At 69.8% G+C, this 17492-nt stretch carries 11 protein-coding genes and 1 pseudogene; 6 read left to right on the forward strand and 6 right to left on the reverse strand.

All coding sequences use genetic code 11. The features are described from left to right. Positions 1–92: 92 nt before the first annotated feature. The 3 genes from ACIBK6_RS11475 to ACIBK6_RS11485 all read left to right on the forward strand — a co-directional run bounded on the left by ACIBK6_RS11475 (position 93) and on the right by ACIBK6_RS11485 (position 2315). Positions 93–764: a mechanosensitive ion channel domain-containing protein gene (locus ACIBK6_RS11475; RefSeq protein WP_399050892.1), complete on the forward strand. Its 672-nt coding sequence runs from the start codon at positions 93–95 to the stop codon at positions 762–764. 179 nt (positions 765–943) lie between these two features. After that, the gene (locus ACIBK6_RS11480) at positions 944–1447 is read left to right on the forward strand and encodes an LURP-one-related/scramblase family protein (protein ID WP_399050894.1); all 504 of its coding nucleotides are present in this window, start codon (positions 944–946) and stop codon (positions 1445–1447) included. A 166-nt stretch (positions 1448–1613) separates the two neighbouring features. Beyond that, entirely contained in the window at positions 1614–2315 is a 702-nt protein-coding gene (locus ACIBK6_RS11485; protein ID WP_399050896.1) for a metal-dependent hydrolase, read from the forward strand. A gap of 129 nt (positions 2316–2444) precedes the next feature. Here the strand turns inward: ACIBK6_RS11485 and ACIBK6_RS11490 are convergent, their stop codons facing one another. Next, positions 2445–3410 carry a trypsin-like serine peptidase gene (locus tag ACIBK6_RS11490; RefSeq protein ID WP_399050898.1) on the reverse strand — a complete coding sequence of 322 codons (966 nt, stop codon included), beginning with the start codon at positions 3408–3410 and terminating at the stop codon, positions 2445–2447. A gap of 353 nt (positions 3411–3763) precedes the next feature. Then, positions 3764–3905, reverse strand: a pseudogene (locus ACIBK6_RS11495) (transposase); the annotation flags it as partial. Between the two features lie 288 nt (positions 3906–4193). On the opposite strand from ACIBK6_RS11495, the gene ACIBK6_RS11500 reads away from it, so the two are divergent. Further along, complete coding sequence (locus ACIBK6_RS11500) at positions 4194–5135, forward strand: helix-turn-helix domain-containing protein (protein WP_399050899.1); 942 nt, start codon at positions 4194–4196, stop codon at positions 5133–5135. A gap of 59 nt (positions 5136–5194) precedes the next feature. After that, positions 5195–5545 (forward strand): hypothetical protein, encoded by a 351-nt coding sequence (locus tag ACIBK6_RS11505; RefSeq protein ID WP_399050901.1) that lies wholly within the window; start codon positions 5195–5197, stop codon positions 5543–5545. Positions 5546–5592: 47 nt separating this feature from the next. Here ACIBK6_RS11505 and ACIBK6_RS11510 read toward each other — a convergent pair whose 3' ends face one another. From ACIBK6_RS11510 to ACIBK6_RS11520, 3 genes are all read right to left on the reverse strand, one after another. Continuing rightward, entirely contained in the window at positions 5593–5934 is a 342-nt protein-coding gene (locus tag ACIBK6_RS11510) for a hypothetical protein (RefSeq protein ID WP_399050902.1), read from the reverse strand. Positions 5935–5993: 59 nt separating this feature from the next. Then, positions 5994–7061 (reverse strand): pentapeptide repeat-containing protein, encoded by a 1068-nt coding sequence (locus ACIBK6_RS11515; protein WP_399050904.1) that lies wholly within the window; start codon positions 7059–7061, stop codon positions 5994–5996. A 232-nt stretch (positions 7062–7293) separates the two neighbouring features. Next, positions 7294–8391: a DUF5954 family protein gene (locus ACIBK6_RS11520; RefSeq protein WP_399051008.1), complete on the reverse strand. Its 1098-nt coding sequence runs from the start codon at positions 8389–8391 to the stop codon at positions 7294–7296. A gap of 355 nt (positions 8392–8746) precedes the next feature. Between ACIBK6_RS11520 and ACIBK6_RS11525 the strand changes: the two genes are divergently transcribed. Next, on the forward strand, positions 8747–16345 hold the full coding sequence (locus ACIBK6_RS11525) for a LamG-like jellyroll fold domain-containing protein (RefSeq protein ID WP_399050905.1): 7599 nt from the start codon (positions 8747–8749) through the stop codon (positions 16343–16345). 90 nt (positions 16346–16435) lie between these two features. On the opposite strand, the gene ACIBK6_RS11530 is transcribed toward ACIBK6_RS11525, so the two are convergent. Beyond that, the gene (locus tag ACIBK6_RS11530; protein WP_399050907.1) at positions 16436–17488 is read right to left on the reverse strand and encodes a methyltransferase; all 1053 of its coding nucleotides are present in this window, start codon (positions 17486–17488) and stop codon (positions 16436–16438) included. Between the last annotated feature and the right edge of the window lie 4 nt (positions 17489–17492).

A 17492-nucleotide genomic window follows, 5' to 3' on the forward strand; every position in this document is an offset into this window, starting at 1 on the left:
ACAACTCGTTCGGGTCCCTCCCGCGCCGTCGGCACCGCCGCCCGGGCGCGGGTACTCTGCTCCGCGACATTCACACCACAGGGAGCTCATCGGTGGATCACGACCACAAACACCCAGGCAGTACGGGCGTCGGGCACGGCCTGCACTGGCGAGGGGTGATCCGGACCCGGCGGGCCGTCATCACCACGTCGCTCGCCGTCGGCGGCCTCGTCGTATCGCTCAACTTCGGCGGACTGCTGGGCAACCCGGACAATCATCAGTCGATGACCTCCCGGGTGATCGCCGGTATCAGCGCCGGGATCTTCCTGGTGGGCGCGCTCATCGCGGTGCGCGGGGCCACGGACGATCTGGTGAAGCTGCTGACCGGCCGGATCAGCGACAACCGGTCGGCCGCGCTGCGCGTGATATGTCTGCTCTCCGGCTACGCGCTGGTGATCCTCGGCGCGCTCAGCCTGCTCCGGGTGGAGTGGGGCAAGCTGCTGCTCGGCGGTGCGCTGACCGGGGTGATCCTCGGGATCGCCGCCCAGCCCGTCCTCGGAAACATCTTCGCCGGCCTGGTGCTGCTGGTCTCGCACCCCTTCACGATCGGCGAGAAGATCAGCGTCCAGTCGGGCCCCCTCGGCGGACGCATCGAGGGCGAAGTGACCGACATGACCCTGTTGTTCATCGAACTCCACACGGAGGACGGCAAGATGCTCCTCCCCAACAACGCGGTCCTCGGCGCGGCGATCGGCCCACCCGCCCGCGAGACACCCCTGATCTGAAGGGCGGAGGCCGACGCGGGACGGTGGCGCGAATGCCATCGGTACCTGATCTTCAACACGGTTTTCGCGTTGCGTAAATGAGCAACTATCATGCGGAGCGAAGGTGTTCCTCCTCGCGGGTGGTGTATATGCCGCTGGGGCCGGGCGGCCCGGGAACGTGATCGATCCAAGGGGGTTCCATGCGTTACCTGGTCCGCGACCGCATGCTCGCGTTCCACGAGGAAGCCTGGATCGAGACCGAACATCGCCAGAAGCTGTACAGGGTCAACAGGAAACTGCTGCGCCTGCGAACCACGTTCGACTTCGTGGACGCTCAGGGCAATCAGATGGCCAGCATCGTCAAGAAGGCCCTCACCCTCCACCACACCATCCTCATCCGACAGGACAACGAGGTGGTGGGCAGGATCAGCAAGCGGACGTTCCGGATCTTCGGGGACCGATTCAAGGTCAGCCTGCGAGACGGCCGGCGACTGCGGATCGCGGGCAACTTCTGGGACCGCGAGTTCGACATCCAGCACAAGGGCACAACCCTGGCGCACATCTCGCGACGCTGGTTCAGCATCCGTGACGCGTACGCGATCGACGTGCTGAGCGAGCAGGACACCACACTGCTCATCGTCCTGGCCGTGTGCGTCGACCACACCCTGGAAGACCGCAGAGGAGAAAAGCTCACCAATCTCTAAGACCGGCCGCCTCAGCCCCTTCCCGTGCCAGCTCACCAGGGGATCTGCGGCAACCGAGAGCGACCGGAGCAGAACCGGCACACCCGGGCGGCGCGCATCGAAGGCGCCCGCCGGCTCAACAGCACGTCACTCCAGTGGCGTTGAATCGGGGGAGAACGAACACGCCATGATGGGCCACTCGCACGCCGTCAGCGGTGCACTGCTCTTCGCAGGGACCGCCCCATACCTGCCGCCGTTGGTACTGCACACGCACCTGGCGCCGCAGGAGATCCTGATGGGCACCGTGCTCTGCGCGGGCGCCGCACTGCTGCCCGACCTCGACCACCATGACGGCACCATCGCCAATTTCCTGGGCCCGGTCTCCAAGGTGCTCTGCCGTTTCGTGGCCTGGATTTCCGGTGGGCACCGCCACGCCACGCACTCGCTGTTCTTCGTGGCCTTCATGACCCTGGGCAGTTGGGCGGGAGTCACCTACCTGGGCCGGCCGTTCACCGTGGGCATGACGTTCTTCCTGCTGGCCCTGGCGGTCCGGGCACTCAATCTCTGCCCGCCCGGCCACGGCTTCCACGCCTGGGGCACCATCGTGGCCATGGCCGGTCTCGGAACCGCGGCCATAGCCAAGTTCATTCCGTCCGCACCGGGTTGGCTGCCCTACGCGATCGGTCTGGGCTGCCTGGCGCACCTGCTGGGCGACTCCATCACCAAGCGCGGTGCCCCGTGGCTGTGGCCGCTCAAGACCCGCTACGAAATCGTGGTGATCAAGAGCAGCGGCAACAAGATGGAGACCGAGATACTCACCCCGCTCATGGGCGTCGTCACCATCGCCCTGCTGTGGTTCACCGTCCTGTCGCCCCACCCCCTCAACTGACGGAACGGCTTCGCAGGCACTGGGGCCGACACCATGCGCGGGGCTGTCGGAATGCGGCGCCCTCGGGGGAGCGGTCCTGTTCGGCCGGGAGGAGGGGCCGGCCGAACAGGGGCTGGAATGAGGTCAGACCTAGCGTGCCCGCGCCCAGTTGTAGAGGCGGTGGGCGCTGTCACCAAGGCGCGTGGCGTAGAGGGTGTGTGCCTGCCCGCCCGCGAGTTGGTCGGTGGTCGTGGTGATTCCGACGACGGTGCCGGTGCCGGTCCGGGAGTCGAACCGCGCCAGATGGGGGCCGCCGCTTGCCCCGTGCGACATGTCGCAGGGCTCGCCCCACAGCAGCGGGGCTTTGGGGCCGGGCTCGGCCGGTCCGGCGCAATGGATCATGCGTGATCCGGCGTATTTGACGTTGGAGTCGTTGAGTTGGCCGTTCGGGTACCCGAAGGTGTGGATGAACTCGTTCTTGGCGGGCTTGGTGAAGGCAATCTTCTGGCTTCCCGTGACATCCGCGATCGGCCGTCCCTCAGCTGAAGGGTTTGCTACGAGGATTCCCGTGTCGTAGCCGGCGACAGCGACATCCTCCGAGGTTGTCTTGCTCCGATCGGTGTCCCAGCGGGAGGAGGTGGCCATGTGCTTGACGCTGAAGCCGCCGAGCGGTTTCGTGCCGTTACGGTAGCCGGGCACGAAATAGATGTTGTGGTTCCACGTGCGGTCGGCAGCGGGAGATCCGACACCCCTCAGACAGTGCGCCGCCGTGATGATGGTGCTGCGGTTTGCGCTGTGGACGACCGTTGCGGTGCAACTGCCGTCGTAGCCGTCGGAGAAGGTGAAGAAGAGTCGGCCGACGCTCTTGTTCACCGCGCCCCCGTGCGTCCATGTGGCCCCCGGATCCGGCGTGTTCGCAGGAAGCCGATGCGGATCGTCAGGCGTGTTGTCGTCCTGGGGCACGGGGGTGATCTCGGGGACCACGGCGCCTGCCAGCTTCATCCGCGAGGGGGTCCAGTAGGCGTCGATCTGGCTGCGTTCTTGGTCAGTTGTGGCGCCGGAATGCGTCGTTATGGAATCCGATTCCGCGGCGAGGGCCGCGGTCGGCAGCAGCACTGCCGCCGTGGCCGCACTCAGCAGGAGGGCTCCAGCGGTGGCGAGCTTGCGGGGGAGTGCCCGATGGGTTGCTGACATCGTTGCCTTTCTTGGTTGTGCGGGTGTGGGCTGTGGCCTGCCAGAGGCTGCCGTGCCTTCCCGAAGGACGGGAGAACGGCCGGCCGAGCTGGGTTGCCCGACATCCGCAGGCGCAGCAGCGCCGACCCTGTCACCGCCCGCCAACGCCCCTCTAACGCCGCGGCTCCACGCTGTTAGCGGTAGCGACGCACCCCGGCGTACGCCGGCCGCCCGAAGAGGTGCTCACCGCGCGCACTCCGACCGGGAGTTGCTGCGCTGGACCTTCAGAGCCTGCAGAAGACCCGTTGAAGGCGCCGGTTGTATCGCTGAGGGCACCACAGGTTGCCGCTGATCTTGCCGGAGTCGCGGGGGGACCGGGGCGACGCCTCCGAAGCCGGCGAGGCGTTCGGCGGTGCCGAAGACGGTCATGTCGCCGCCGCCGGTGGCGGCCTGCTCCCAGAGGCCCTTGCCCTCGCGGCCGGTGCGGTCCGGTTTCCAGGAGGCTTCGTGGAGACTGGTGACGCGGCGTCCTGTGGCAACGCCGTCGCATCCGCCTCGGCCTTCGCCGGGATCGTCCGTACGGGGGGGGGCTGGCGCTGCCCCGGCTTGCGTGCTGGAAATCCCCTGCCTCTCGAAGCCCGCTCCGTGCACGCTGGACAGGAGTGCCCGGGGGCGCGGCAGTCTGCGGCGTTGAACAGGCCGGAGCCACGGGGGGGGGGGGTGTTGGTGAGGACAGTTGTCGGCGCGGTGGTGTGGCGAGCCTGGGAGGCGAACGGGCCGGTCGTGGCGCGGCGGCCCGCGCACGCGCAGCTGGCCGGTCTTGTCGACGGGTACTTCGGCTATGAGCGGGCAGGCGGCGGCTCGCTCACCCAACGGGTGCTTCCTTCCGGCGCCGTTGTGGTGATGGTCGACTTCGAGTCGGCGGACCGGCGGGTGGTGGGCCCGGACGGCACGCGTTCCCCACGCTGCGGCATGCTCTCGCCCAGTACTGGACTCCTGGACCGTCCCGTGGACGCCGAGACGATCGGGGCGGTTTTCGGTGCCGGAATCGTTCTGACCCCGCCGGGTGCCTTCGTGCTGCTCGGCATGGCCATGCATGAAGTCGCCAACACCAGGATCCCGCTCGCACAGGCTCTGGGGCACACGCGCAGCGACCACCTCAGTGAACGGCTGGCGGGCGCACCGGCGTGGGAGGCGCGTTTCGCCCACCTGGACTCCGTGCTGCTCTCCGTGCTGACGGGCGTCCGCCGTCCGGCCGCCACCGGTACTGCCGCACTGGCCTGGCATCGGCTGCGCCGCACTGCGGGCCAGATCTCCGTCACCACTCTGGCCGACGACCTCGGGTTGAGTCGGCGTCGCATCGAGGAGGTGTTCCACGAACAGATCGGTCTGCCACCCAAGCGGGCCGCCCGCATCGTGCGCTTCCACCACGCGGTCCGCACGCTCGCCCGCCCACAGAGCCTGCCTCTTTCGGACATCGCGCTCGACTGCGGGTACGCCGATCATGCACACCTGAGCCGGGAGGTCAAGGCCATGTCCGGCCTCAGCCCGCGCGAGATCCGCACACTGACCCGCTCCAAGGCCCTTCCGCCGGGCCCCCCGCCGCATCTCGGACAGAGTGGTGGTACCGCGCGTTCCTTCAAGACCCGGCCCCACGGCGCCTCTTAGCGTCAGCGGTGCTCCGCGGCACCGGGCCGCGCGAACCGGAAGGACCAGTCGTGTACTGGATGAGGAGAACCACCGCAGCGCTCGCGGTCACCGCTGCCGCGCTGGTGACACCTGGTGTCGCCCACGCGCAGGCCACCGACGCCTACCAGGGATGCCCGTCCGGGTACGTGTGCATCTACCCGAACGCGTCCTGGAACAACGGTGTTCCGGAGCACTTCTACTACAACTACCAGGCGTACGACTTGAGCAACGAGTTCGGCGTGCACCGCATTTTCAACAACCAGACCGGCGGGGCGACCGTGCAGACCTGCAGGGGCTACGGCGGGAGTAACTGCGGCGACAAGATGTTGCCGTGGAACTATCGCGACGAGGACCTGACACCGATCAACTCGATCCTCCTGCAGCCCTGAACGACTCCGCCCTAGCGCCTGGGCCGCGGCGTTCGGCCGCTCCGGCCTCAGACCTCGGGCGGCAGCGTCCAGCACGGCGAGTCGGATGGCGGGGCGGGGACGGCCCGCCAGGCCGAGCGGTCGGCATCCTCCGCCCAGGAGGGGACCTCGCCGTAGTAGATGCCGAGGGCCCAGTACTCGTCGGACTCATGGCAGATCAGGTCGGGGTACGGGTCGAAGCGCGTGCCCCGCCACACCTGGTTGACCCGCGCCACCGCCTCCGCACGCGAGATGCCGCAGTCGGCCGCCATCCGGTCGGCGATCTCCGAGATGAACAGGTGCATCTCCGCATCGGCTTCGACCAGGAACTCGCCGGTCCGGCACCCCTCGACCTTCTGTGACCTCGCCATATCCGAAGGCTATCCGGTATGCGGTCGTCACTCGTCCGAGAGTCTGTCAGGCCAGGACATCAGGCCGATCGCAGAGGCGGGGCGGCCCTCGTGATCGCGGCGGCCGGCAGCAGGTTGTCCGGTTCGGCGCCGGGGTCGTCGATGACGACTATGCCGGTCGTCTCGACATCGAAGCCGGTCGGCCACATCGTGCGGTCGCTCGCCAGCGCGCCCTCCAGTTTCGCCTGCCGCAGGTCGGCGGCGCTCAAGTCGCATCCCCGGAGATCCGCCTGCCGCAGGTCGGCCCGGACGAATACCGCACCCTGGGCACGGGCCTTGCGTAGATTCGCCTCCCGCAGGTCCGCACCTGAGAAGTCCGCCTCGCGCAGGTCGGCCTTGACCAGGCGCGCGCCGCGCAGGTCGGCTTCGATACCGCGGACCTGGTGGAGAATCGAGGTTCCGAGCTCGGCATGCCGCAGGTTGGCAGCGATCAGTGACGCCTTGCTCAGGTTGACCTGGTAGATGCTCGCCGCTTCCAGGCATGCGCCATCGAGATTGACGCCGTTCAGCCACAGTCCGTCACAGTCGGCCCGACGCAGGTCGGTGAAGCTGACGTTGAGCCACTCGGGACGGCGTTCCTGGCCCAGGACGCCGAGGCTCGTGAGCGCCACTTGAGCGTCCGCGGCGCGGGATTCGAGCGGGCGCACCGTGTTGATGGAGACATCTGCCGGCGGAGCTCCCGGCTCTTGCGGCGGCCAGGGAAGGTGCGTCCGAAGATACGCGGCCAGGATCGAGATGACCGCTTCGCGGTCGTGGGCGGAGTGATCCGCGATCCGCCACAGCGCGTAGAGGCCCCCGATCCGCACGTCCAGCTTTTCGCTGCCGAGTTGATCTACGGCGCGGCTGAAGCGATCGGTGATGTGTCCCTCCCGGGTTGCGTTCAGCCCGTCCTGGCTGACGCGCAACTGACGCCAGGTGGCGTAGGCGCCGAACAGGACGACCGCGCCGCCTACCGCTTGCAGGAGCGTGGTGCGCACGTTGTTCACCGCGTTCAGACGGTCCGCTGCGGCGAGCCGGGCACCTGCGAGGTCGTGGTCGACCACCAGCCCCGGAAGAACCAGGAGCGCAACGGCCAGTACGGCGATCACGGCCAGCGCGGCCGACGTTACGGCAACGGTGCGAGTCGGGCGCCAGCCCGAGTGGCGCGGGTCGCGGCCACGATCAGATCCCCCCATATCCATGGGATCCTAGGGTACGACCAAAACCGGTGACCCATGCGGTCACAGCACTGGCCACCGGTGACAACGCCCCGCCCCGGCATGAGCTGCCGAGGTCGGGTTGCGCATCGCTTCCACGACTGCGGCCGCGTCTGGCAGGCTCTCAGGAACCGTCGCCCTCGTGATCGTAGTGAACGACGCCGTCCTCATCGAGCCTGGGGCGAATCCGCTCAGGAGGGTGACTGTTGGTGTCGGACGGGCGTGGCCCTTCGGGCCCGTCAGGGCCCCATCGCAGCAACCGGCGAGCCCGGCAGATCTGGTGGACCGTGCCCTGGACCTCGACCTGATTTGCACGCTCGGCCCGGAGCCGGTCGGCGGCCTCAACGTACTCGGCCAGCTCGCCGGCCGCAGGATCGGTGCCTTCGGCCGCCACCGTACGGGCGTCGACCTCAGGGCCGTGGACATCCCAGGGAATCAGGCCCCGCTCGCGCGGCTCAAGCCAAGTCAGGGCGAAATCCAGCGTCTTGCGGGCTTCGTGCGCGCTGGCGTGCAGGCTGCTGCCGATCTTCCAGCCGGGATCGTTCCGCTCCACGACCCTGAAGGCGGCGGGCAGCAGCATCACGTCGGGATGGGTCTCCAACGCCCGCTCGGAGTCATCGCGCACGTTCTCGGGAAACCGGGATCCCGTGTAAGCCAGACTGCGCAGTGCCAGGCACTCCGCGGCCTGAGCGGGCGTGACCGGCGCATCCGGGTCCAGCACCAGGCCGCCATCGATCCCCGGTCCCCTGGCGCCGCGGTCCCAGTTCGCAACGGCGGGCTCGGGGTCGGACGGACGGGGCTGGTCGATGCCGCCCCGCCCCATACCGGTGTACTCCTCGCCCCGCACAATCCGGTAGCGGGTCCCCAGCAGGGTGAGCTCATCGACGCGTTCGCTCTCCAGCCGGGCGACCGCCGCCAACAGGGCACGCCGTTCCGCCCTGTCCTGGGCGTCGTCCTTCGCCCGGAACCACAGCAATGAGTAGAGGCTGTCCCGGGCCTCCTGCGGGCAGCCGGCCGCCACCGCGACCACCACCCGCCACCCCAGTGCCTCCCCGGCGGCGTCCTGTGCGGCCACCCCGAACAGCGGGCCCCGCACCAGCAGCGACTCGATAGCCTGCGCGGCATCCAGTGCGTCCGCCTCCATGACCGCCTCCACCGGATCCTCCGGATACCTCACCACGATCCGTCGCATCCCGCCCGGATTCACATCCCCATGACCCATGCCCTCACCATGCCGACTCCAGCAGGCGCTCACGGTAGGTTTCCTGATTCCCAAGCAGCCTCGCTGGCGCCTGGCATCGCAACTACTAGCGGAAGGGCGTGTTGCATGGCAGCCAGGGCCGTATCCGCCGTTATCCAGCCGCGCGGCAATACGCGTCCCCCAGTATCCGCCCAGGCGGCATCACGTATCCACCCGCGTTGCCGGGCGAGTTGGGGGCAGCCGTGGCCAGATCGCTTCCTTGACGACGCTTTCGCACCGGTAAATCGTGTGATCGCCGCGCTCCACCAGGAGAGCGGTGCAGGTCAGCGCGGCCCGGCCGCCGTACCCGCCCCCCTCGTTCTCTTGAGGAGACGTCTTGCCCAGCTCCGGCGAGCAGCATCTGCTGAAGGTTTACAGCGACCGTTCCTACCTCCACACCACCACCGTGCGCCATCAGGGCACGACCGTGGCGCTCGCCATGGACGATCAGCGGCGGCTGGTCTACACCGTGCTCGACCTCGCGCGGCACGACGAGGCCAAGGGCGAGCTGGACGCCGCCTATTGGTCGGAGAACCCGCTGCCGTTGCGCTTCCCGGGCGAGATGTCCGACGTGGGGTACGGGGCCGTCGGCGCCACCGCGCTGCCGGTCGTCAAGCGGGGCGGCAGGGTCGAGGCCGCGCCCGGTGAGCGGCTGGACGACGAGGAGGTGGACCCCTTCCTGTCCACCACGGCCCGGCTCACGGCCGCGGCGCCCTTTCACGCGCTGTCCGACGGTACCCACATCGTGGTGCTGCGGCAGTCGCTGGGCGTGGACCACCCGGACGGCGTCCATAAGTTAGCGGGCGGCGGCTCGTCCGGCGACCCGGAGCGTACCGACTACGTCAAGGACCGTGCGGGTGCGAAGGTGCCACTGGTCGCGGACACGCTGCTGTGCGACCGGTACCTGCTGGTCGGCGGGGAGCTGAAGCCCGTACTTGAGGCCCGCTACCGCCGCAGCCGGCACCGGACCCGCCCCGACTCGGCCAAGGACAGCCTTGGCACGACGGACATGGAGGGGCGCGCCTTCCACGAGCCGACGCAGGAGCTGTCGTTCGTGCGGCACCTGTCGGGCGGGCGGTTCACCGCCCTGCTCGTGCCCACGGCGGTGCACGGGCAGCAGCGCTGGCAGATCTTCGCGCACAACGACACCACCGGCCGCATCGATTCCTTCAACGTGGAGCAGGGCCGCGACGGGCTGTTCAACCTCCAGGGCACACAGGCGTGGACGAGCCCTGACCCGGCGTACCGCGACGCGGTGTACGAGAGCGGGCCGGGCACCTGCCCGTTCACCGGGCAGCCGCTCGTACCGGTGGTCAGCACCAGCGGGTACGCGGAGACGGCGCTCGCGTTCGGCGAGGGCGACGCGCACGTGCGCGTCGCCGAGGGGCCGGCCCTCGCGGGCACCGACTTCACCGTCGAGTTCTGGGCGCGACGCACCGGAACGGGCCGCCAGGAGTTCCTCGTCGGCCACGGCGACCAGAACGGCAGCGCCCTCAAGTCCCTGCACATCGGCTTCCGCGAGGACGACCGTTTCACCTTCGCGTTCTACGCTGACGACCTCAACTCCGACGTCCCGACCACGGACACCGGCTGGCACCACTGGGCCTGTGTCTACGACCACGCGGCCCGCCGGCAGACCGTCTACCGGGACGGCGAGTCCGTCGGCACCCGCGTCACCGGCGGTGACTACACCGGCACCGGCCCCCTGCTGCTTGGCCGCGCCCTCGGCCAGGGCGCCCGGGCCGAACTGGACGAGGTACGGATCTGGAACCGTGCCCGCACCGCCGACGAGCTCAAGCGGGACAAGGGCATCCGCCTCATCGGCAACGACCCCGGTCTCATCGCCTACTACCGTTTCGACGAGGGCTCCGGCACCCGCCTGCACGACCAGACCGACAGCGCACGCCACGGCGAACTGGTAGGCGGCCCGGCCTGGGTGACCTCCGAGGCACCCATCGGCGACCACCCCGGCGTGCGCCGGGACAGCTTCGCGGTGACCGGCCGCACGACCGCCTCCGGGCTCTCCGCCGTCCTCTACCACCAGCAGGAGGACACCAGCTCGGGCTACGACCAGGAGCCGAAGCCCGCCAAGCGACAGGCCCGGGTGCTGCTCTCGTACGCGACCGGTGGCCCCGACCCGAAGTCCGGCGCGGCCACCGGGGAGTCATACCTGGCGACGGTCGACTTCGGCGTGGGGCGCGACGGGCGGCTCGCCCAGATCCCGGACGAGCTGACGCTGCCGGTGCTCGCCGCGCCGGAGGGCAGCGCGGACGTCGAGACGATCAGCGAACTGGACGGCCGGATCAGGGAGTTGGTCCGGGACATCACGGCCAAGGAGGCCGAGGCCGCCGACCTCGCCCGGCAGACCGCCGACGTACCGGAGCTGGAGCGCCTCCGCGGGCTCTTCTACACCCGCTCGCAGGACTTCACGGGCTGGTCGCTCCGGCTGCGCTTCCGGGTGTCCCGGGACGGAAAGGACCAGTACCTCGCGGTCAAAGGCGACGGGCAGGGGCAGGGCGACTACCCGCCGGTGATCCGCACCTCCGACAAGGACGCGAAGTCGGCGCTGTGGTCCATCCAGATGCCGCCCGGTTCCTCGTGGAACGGGTCCATGCTCTACCACCTGCGCAACATCCACACGGGCAAGGACCTCAACGTCCTGGGCGACAGCCGGGACAACGACGTCCCGCTCATCGTCTATCCACGGCAGTCCGGCGCCTGGAACACCCTCTTCGGCATCTACGAGCAGCCCGACGGCTCCGTCCTCCTGATCAACCGGAACAGCGAGAAGACGGTATGCGCCCCCGACCGGCTCGGCGACCGCGTCGTCCAGCACGAAGCCGCCGGGCTGGCTGACCATGCCGCCGGGCTGATCGTCCTGGAGCGGGTCGCCCTCTACGGCGGGCACCCCGACATCGCCGACGCCGTCAAGCGCGTCGAGGCCCTCGACGCGCAGCTCGCCGAGCTCCTGCCCCAGCGGGAGCTGCTCGCCGAGCGGCAGCGGGAGATCGCGGCCCGCCAGGCCGAACTGACCGCCAAACGCGACGAGTTGGCCCGACTCACCGGTGGCCTCAAGGGTGCCGACGACATCGCGCTGCCTGTACCACAGCTCTTCCTCGACCGCACCGGCCTGAGCTGCTCCGGCGCCCTGCTGGCCTTCGCCCGCTCGGCCGACCGGCCGCACCTGCTGGACAGCGCCACCGGCAACGTCGTGCTGTACTTCCGCGGCTCCAACGGGCAGTTCTTCGCTGCCTACTACGACACCTCGGTCGCGCGCTCCTCCCGGCACATGACGGCGGGCGACGGCCAGGCGGTCACCTTCACCGCCCGCGACTCCGGCACCGACCTGGGCGCGGTACGGGTCCGGGTCACGGAAGGCGACGGGCCCGGCCTGTGCGACGTGACCGTCGAGCGGGGCCAGGAGAGCGAGACCTGGAAGCGGCTGCCGCGGCGGGCCGCCGACTTCGCCGCGATCGTCAACGGGGCGCCGGACGAGCCCGTCACGGTGGGCGCGGTGAAGTCGTTCGACGCCACCACACGACTCCTGTCCGGAGGCAAGGCGGGCGACGTCGTCGGTGGTGTCCTGCGGCTCGCCGAAGCCCTCTCCGTCGCCCTGCCCGCCCGTACGCCCGTCACCGTCGGCGGCCACCTCTACCTCACGGAGGCCGATCACGCGCCGGGGGTCACCTCGCTCCGGCTGGACAACGGGGAGGGCGGTCCCGAGCCGCAGCCCGGCGAGGCGGTCCAGCGGCTGCGCTACGACCACCGCTCCGCATCCTCCAGCCGTCCCGGCGTCCCGCTCGCCGCGGGGTCCCGGCTGGTGCTCGCCGACCCGGGCACCGCACGGGAGGTGCCGCTCGGCGAAGTATCCGGCCTGGTGACCGGGCACGGCTGCCGCTGGCGCGCGGACAAGCCGGGCCGGGCGTACTCCTTCGACGGCCAACAGAACCTCATCACCCTGCCGGAGAAGCAGCTGGACCGGGCCGCGGTGACCCGCGATCTGACCCTGGAGGCGTGGATCAACCCGGAGCAGGTGGCGGGCGCGGCCAGGATCGTCCACGGCGGCACCGGCGACGCACCGTACACGCTGGGCCTGCTCGCCCCGTCCGGCGAGGTGGTTCCCGCCCTGGCCTTCGACAGTACGAGTGGCGGGGCCGTGACCGAGGACAGCTTCAGCCTCGCCGACAAGGACTTCACGGTGGAGTTCTGGGGCAGGCGCCCGAAGGGGGACCAGGACCGCCACCAGTTCTTCATCGGTCACGGATCGTCCTCCGGCCGAAGCGCCTACCTGCACATCGGCTTCCGCGACTCCGGCGCCTTCACGTTCGGGTTCTGGCACGACGACCTCAACACCAACTACGGCTACCGGGACGCCGATTGGCACCACTGGGCCTGCGTCTACAACGCGGCCACCCGGGAGCAGGTGATCTACCGTGACGGCGTCGAGGAGGCCAGGCGTGTCGCGTCGGGCTACCAGGGCACCGGCCAGTTCACCTTCGGCAGGTCCCTGGACGCGGAGATGGACGAGGTCCGGCTGTGGGGCACCGCCCGTAGCGCGGCCGAGATCCGGGAGCTGAAGAACCGGCGGCTGTCCGGCGAGGAGTCCGGGCTCATGGGCTACTGGCCCTATGCCGACCCGGACGCGCGGATCGAGGGGAAGCCGTGCATCCCGGACCGCTCCGGCAGCGGCCGGCCCGCGTACCTCAAGGGCGGCGTCACTCCCACGGCCGCGCCCGCCGCGCTCGACCTGACCACGGAAGCGGCGTACCGCGTCGTCGCAGGGGTCGGCGACCGGCTGGTGGCCACCCGCGACACCTTCCCGCTGCACGAGTGGTCCCACCTCGCCGCCGCCTACGAACAGTCCTGGGCCGTCGAACTCACCGACGGCGCCCACCTGGAGGCCCTGGACAACGACGCCCTCGACATCCCCGACGACCTCACCCTTGAGGTCTTCTGCCGCATCGACGCCCTCGGCACCACCCAGGGCCTGCTCTCCAAGGGCCGCGCCGCCGACGGATCCGGCGGCAGCGTCCCGTACCGGCTGCTCGTACTGCCCGACGGCAAGCTGGAGTTCGGCTTCGAAGAGCCGGGCGGCAGGATCGTGCGCTTCACTTCCACCGAGGCCCTGCGCGCCGGGGCGTTCCACCGGATCGGGGTCGTCCGCAAGGGCGGCCGGTCGATGCAGGAGCGCAAAGGCAGCAAGGAGATCACCGCCGTCGGCGCGGACGGCAAACCCGTCAAGCAGACCGTCGAACTCGTCGAGTCCGTCGACGTGCAGGAGTGGCAGGACATCCGCTTCCACATCGACGGCCGTGAGGCCGGTACCGCTCGCTACGAGGGCCCCGGGCCCAAGGGCAACACCGGCACGCTCGACATCGGCCGCGTCCGGGAGGGCCTGGAGACGTACGCCCTGACCGGCGTCGTCGCCGAGGTCCGGCTGTGGGGTGCGGCGCGCGACGCCGCCCAGCTCGGCATGCCCGTCTCCGCGCGCGACCGGGGTCTGACCGCGCACTGGCGGTTCGAGGAGAACGCGGGCAACACCGCCGCCGATGCCACCGGCTCGCACGCCCTGCGGCTGCGCGGCGCCCGCTGGACCCGCAACCCAGACCCGCGCGGCAGCTCCTTCCGGCTCTACCGCAACGGCGTCTCGGTGGCCTGCGACCTGCTGGAGTCGGCGGACTTCGCCGACTATGGTGACGCCCAGCTCTCCCTCGGCGCCCGGCTCAAGGACGGCCGGTCCGGCCAGCCCTTCCACGGCATCCTCGAGGAAGTGCGGATCTGGCGGACCGCCCGCACCCAGGAGCAGGTCCTCGACAACCTCTTCAGCCGGCTCAAGGGCGAGAAGGAGGACCTGATCGCCTACTGGCCGTTCGACCGGGACTCCACCGACGAGGCGGCCGATCTGGTACGGGACGAAGGGCTGCGCGGCAACCACCTCCCGCTGTACGACGGTGACTCCCGCCCCGCGGCCGTGCTCTCCACCGCCCCCGTCTCCACCGACACCGCCCAGGTCCGCTCCGCGCTCGCCGCGATGCGCACCCCCTTCCACGAGACGGTCACGGGCTCGCCGGCCGTCGCCGAGTACGCGGACATGCAGTACACCGTCAAGGGCGAGGCGTTCGGCGTCCTGAAGCGGGCGTACGGCTATCTGCGGGACGGCCGCTGGCATCTGGTCACCGGCTACAAGGTCGGCGACCTGGTGAGCGAGTGGGTCAGCCAGGTGCAGTTCGACCCGCAGCTGATCGGGTACGTGGAGGGCGCGCCGCCGGTGCCCTCGGAGAACCTCACGCCCAACACCATCGACCCCGATCGCTCCACCTACGACGGGATCGCGTCGGTGGAGCTCACCCAGGCCGAGGAGGTCGTGCACTCGCTGTCGTCGGCCAAGGAGCGCAGCGTCGACGCGGCATTCGGGTTCGCCCTGTCGAACGAGGTCGACGTCGACATGTGGATGATCACCGCGCCGCTGGGCTTCGGCGTCGCCAAGTCGATGGTGAAGGCGAAGGTGTCGGCGGGCGTCCGGGGCAGCCTGGAGTTCTCCAACAGCTGGGCCGAGGAGACGGCCGTCTCACAGGGCGAGAACACCGCCCGCGCCATGAAGGTCGACCTCTCGGGCAGCTGGGAGGACCCGCTCAAGCCCCTCAACCCCGCCCTCGGCCGCCGCTACATCCCCGTCAACACCGGCTTCGCGGTCGTCCAGTCGCAGACCGCCGATGTCTTCGCGCTGCGGCTCGCGCACAGCGGCGCGCTGGTCGCCTACCGCATCCAGCCCAACCCCGACATCCCCAAGGACTGGAACGTCATCCCCTTCCCGCTCAACCCCCGCTACACCAAGCAGGGCACGCTCGACGGCACGGTCGGCTTCGACGAACGCGGCAAGGTCCTCGACCCCGACTGCACCACGGCCCGTGACCGCGGCGAGTACAGCTACTACAAGCCGCGCGAGGCCTACGCCATCAAACGGCGCATCCAGCGCGAACAGCAGCGGCTGCGCGGCTACTACGAATCCGTCTCCACCGAGACCCACACACCCGACCCCACCGCCGAGCGGGCGGGGCGCGTCCTGGGTGGCGCGATCGGCGGCGACACCGCGCCGGGCCGGGCCCGCGAGGTGGCCGGCAGCGCGGCCGGGGACGGCTTCTCCCGCCGTGACCTGGTCAACACCTATGTGTGGACGGCGGACGGCGGCTTCTTCGCCGAGACGACGGAGACGACGGATGCCGTGACCGAGACGACGTCGGGTTCCTACTCGCTGTCCGGTTCGGTGGGCACCTCCATCGGCACGTCCTTCGACGTCATGGGCATCGGCATCAGCGCGCAGCTCGACGCGTCCATTGGCGGCGGCATGTCCGTCACCCGGGCGCGGGGCAAGGAGGCGACGCGCTCGTTCGGGCTGAACGTCACGTGCTCGCCGTCGGGCAACGTCCAGCAGTACGACGCCCACCGCAAGCCGGTGTTCGACGCCGACGGCAAGCCCGTCAACGCGCCGGGAAAGGTGGACGCGTACCGGTTCCTCAGCTTCTACCTCGGCGAGGACACCGAGCACTTCGACACCTTCTTCCACAAGGTCGTCGACCCGGCCTGGCTGGAGGGCGGCCACGACCCGAACGCGGCCGCGCTGCGCCAGGCCCGTCAGTCGGACCGCAAGCCGCCGTGCTGGCGCGTGATGCACCGCGTCACCTTCGTCAGCCGGCTCCTGCCGCCGGCGGCGGCGCCGGACGCCGCTCCGCTGGAGCGGACCATGCGGCAGCTGGACGTGGAGAGCAACTACGAGCTCGTCCGGCGCCTTGATCCGTACGTCAGGGGCGCGGCCACCGGCCTGCCCGAGCTCTCGGCGGCGGTGCGTGACACGCTGGCGGCCCACCTGCCGGAGCTGCTCCCGCACGCGGACGACGTGATCGGCTTCCTCGCGCAGTACTACGGCGTGGAGGGCTGACCGAGCAAGAAAGGGGCACGCCCAGCACGGGCGTGCCCCCGGAGGACCATCCAACGGAACCCGACCACCACGTCGACGATGCGGGGCGGTTCACTTCACCCCGATGTGCAGGCCGTGTTCGTAGGGAAAGCCCCGCAGGGTCCGGACGTGGTGGTAACCCGCCCGCCGCAGCCACTCTTCGTAGTCGCACGACGGGTAGGCCATGCCCTGACCGCTGGCCAGGGTATTGAGGTAGAGCGAGAGACGGGCCGAGTACCAGCCCTCGGTCTCGTCGTCCGAGGCGTTGTACCCGTATACCAGGACCCGTCCACCGGCCGGCAGGACGTCGTGGGCCTTCACCAGCAACGTGGTGATCTGCTCGGGAGAGAAAATCTCCAGTACGTGGCTGAACAGCACCGTGTCGGCGCCTGCCGGGAAGGGGTCGGCGAACAGGTCGCCCGGGTGGACGGTGATCCGGCCCGCCAAGTCCCGTGCGATGGTCCGCTCGGCGATGCGTGACACACTCGGAATGTCGAAGATGACCGAGGTCAACTCCGGGTGGCGCGCGATGAGTCGACCGCTGGTGGTGCCATCGCCGCCGCCGACATCGAGCAGCCGGCGCACTGAGCCGAACTGGCCGCTGTCCACCAGCGCGTCTACGCTGCGCAGGGTGAAGGCGGTCATGGCGCGGTGGAAGACGGTCTCCAATTCGGGTCTGTGCGAAAGCCTTTGGTAGAGCGTCGGCTCGCTGCCCGGGTACGCGGCCAGGGCGGTGTTCGTACCGGCCCTGAGCGCGTCGGTCAGGTGGGTGAAGGCGGGGTAGTACACCTCTCGCCAGCCGATCAGAATGTGACGCCAGCTGTCGGGGCTGTCGCCGGTGAGCATGTCCTCGGCGACACGGGAGTTCTCGTACCTGCCCTCATGCCGTTCGAGCAGTCCGGTGGTGCAGACGGCGTGCAGCAGCACACGCAGAGAGTGCGGCGGCAGTCCGGTGGCGGTTCGCAGATCGTCGAATGACGACGGCCGGCCCGACAGGGTGGTGAACAGGTCCAGTTCCAGTGCGGTGGCCAGGGCGTTGAACAGGGCCGGTGCGTTCACCAGGAGGTGGAAGCGCTCAAGGACCGAGTCCGGTGGGCCCTTGCCCTGCTCGGGCGGAGAGTTCATCGTG

Source organism: Streptomyces sp. NPDC050485 (assembly GCF_044458185.1).
GTDB lineage: Bacteria > Actinomycetota > Actinomycetes > Streptomycetales > Streptomycetaceae > Streptomyces.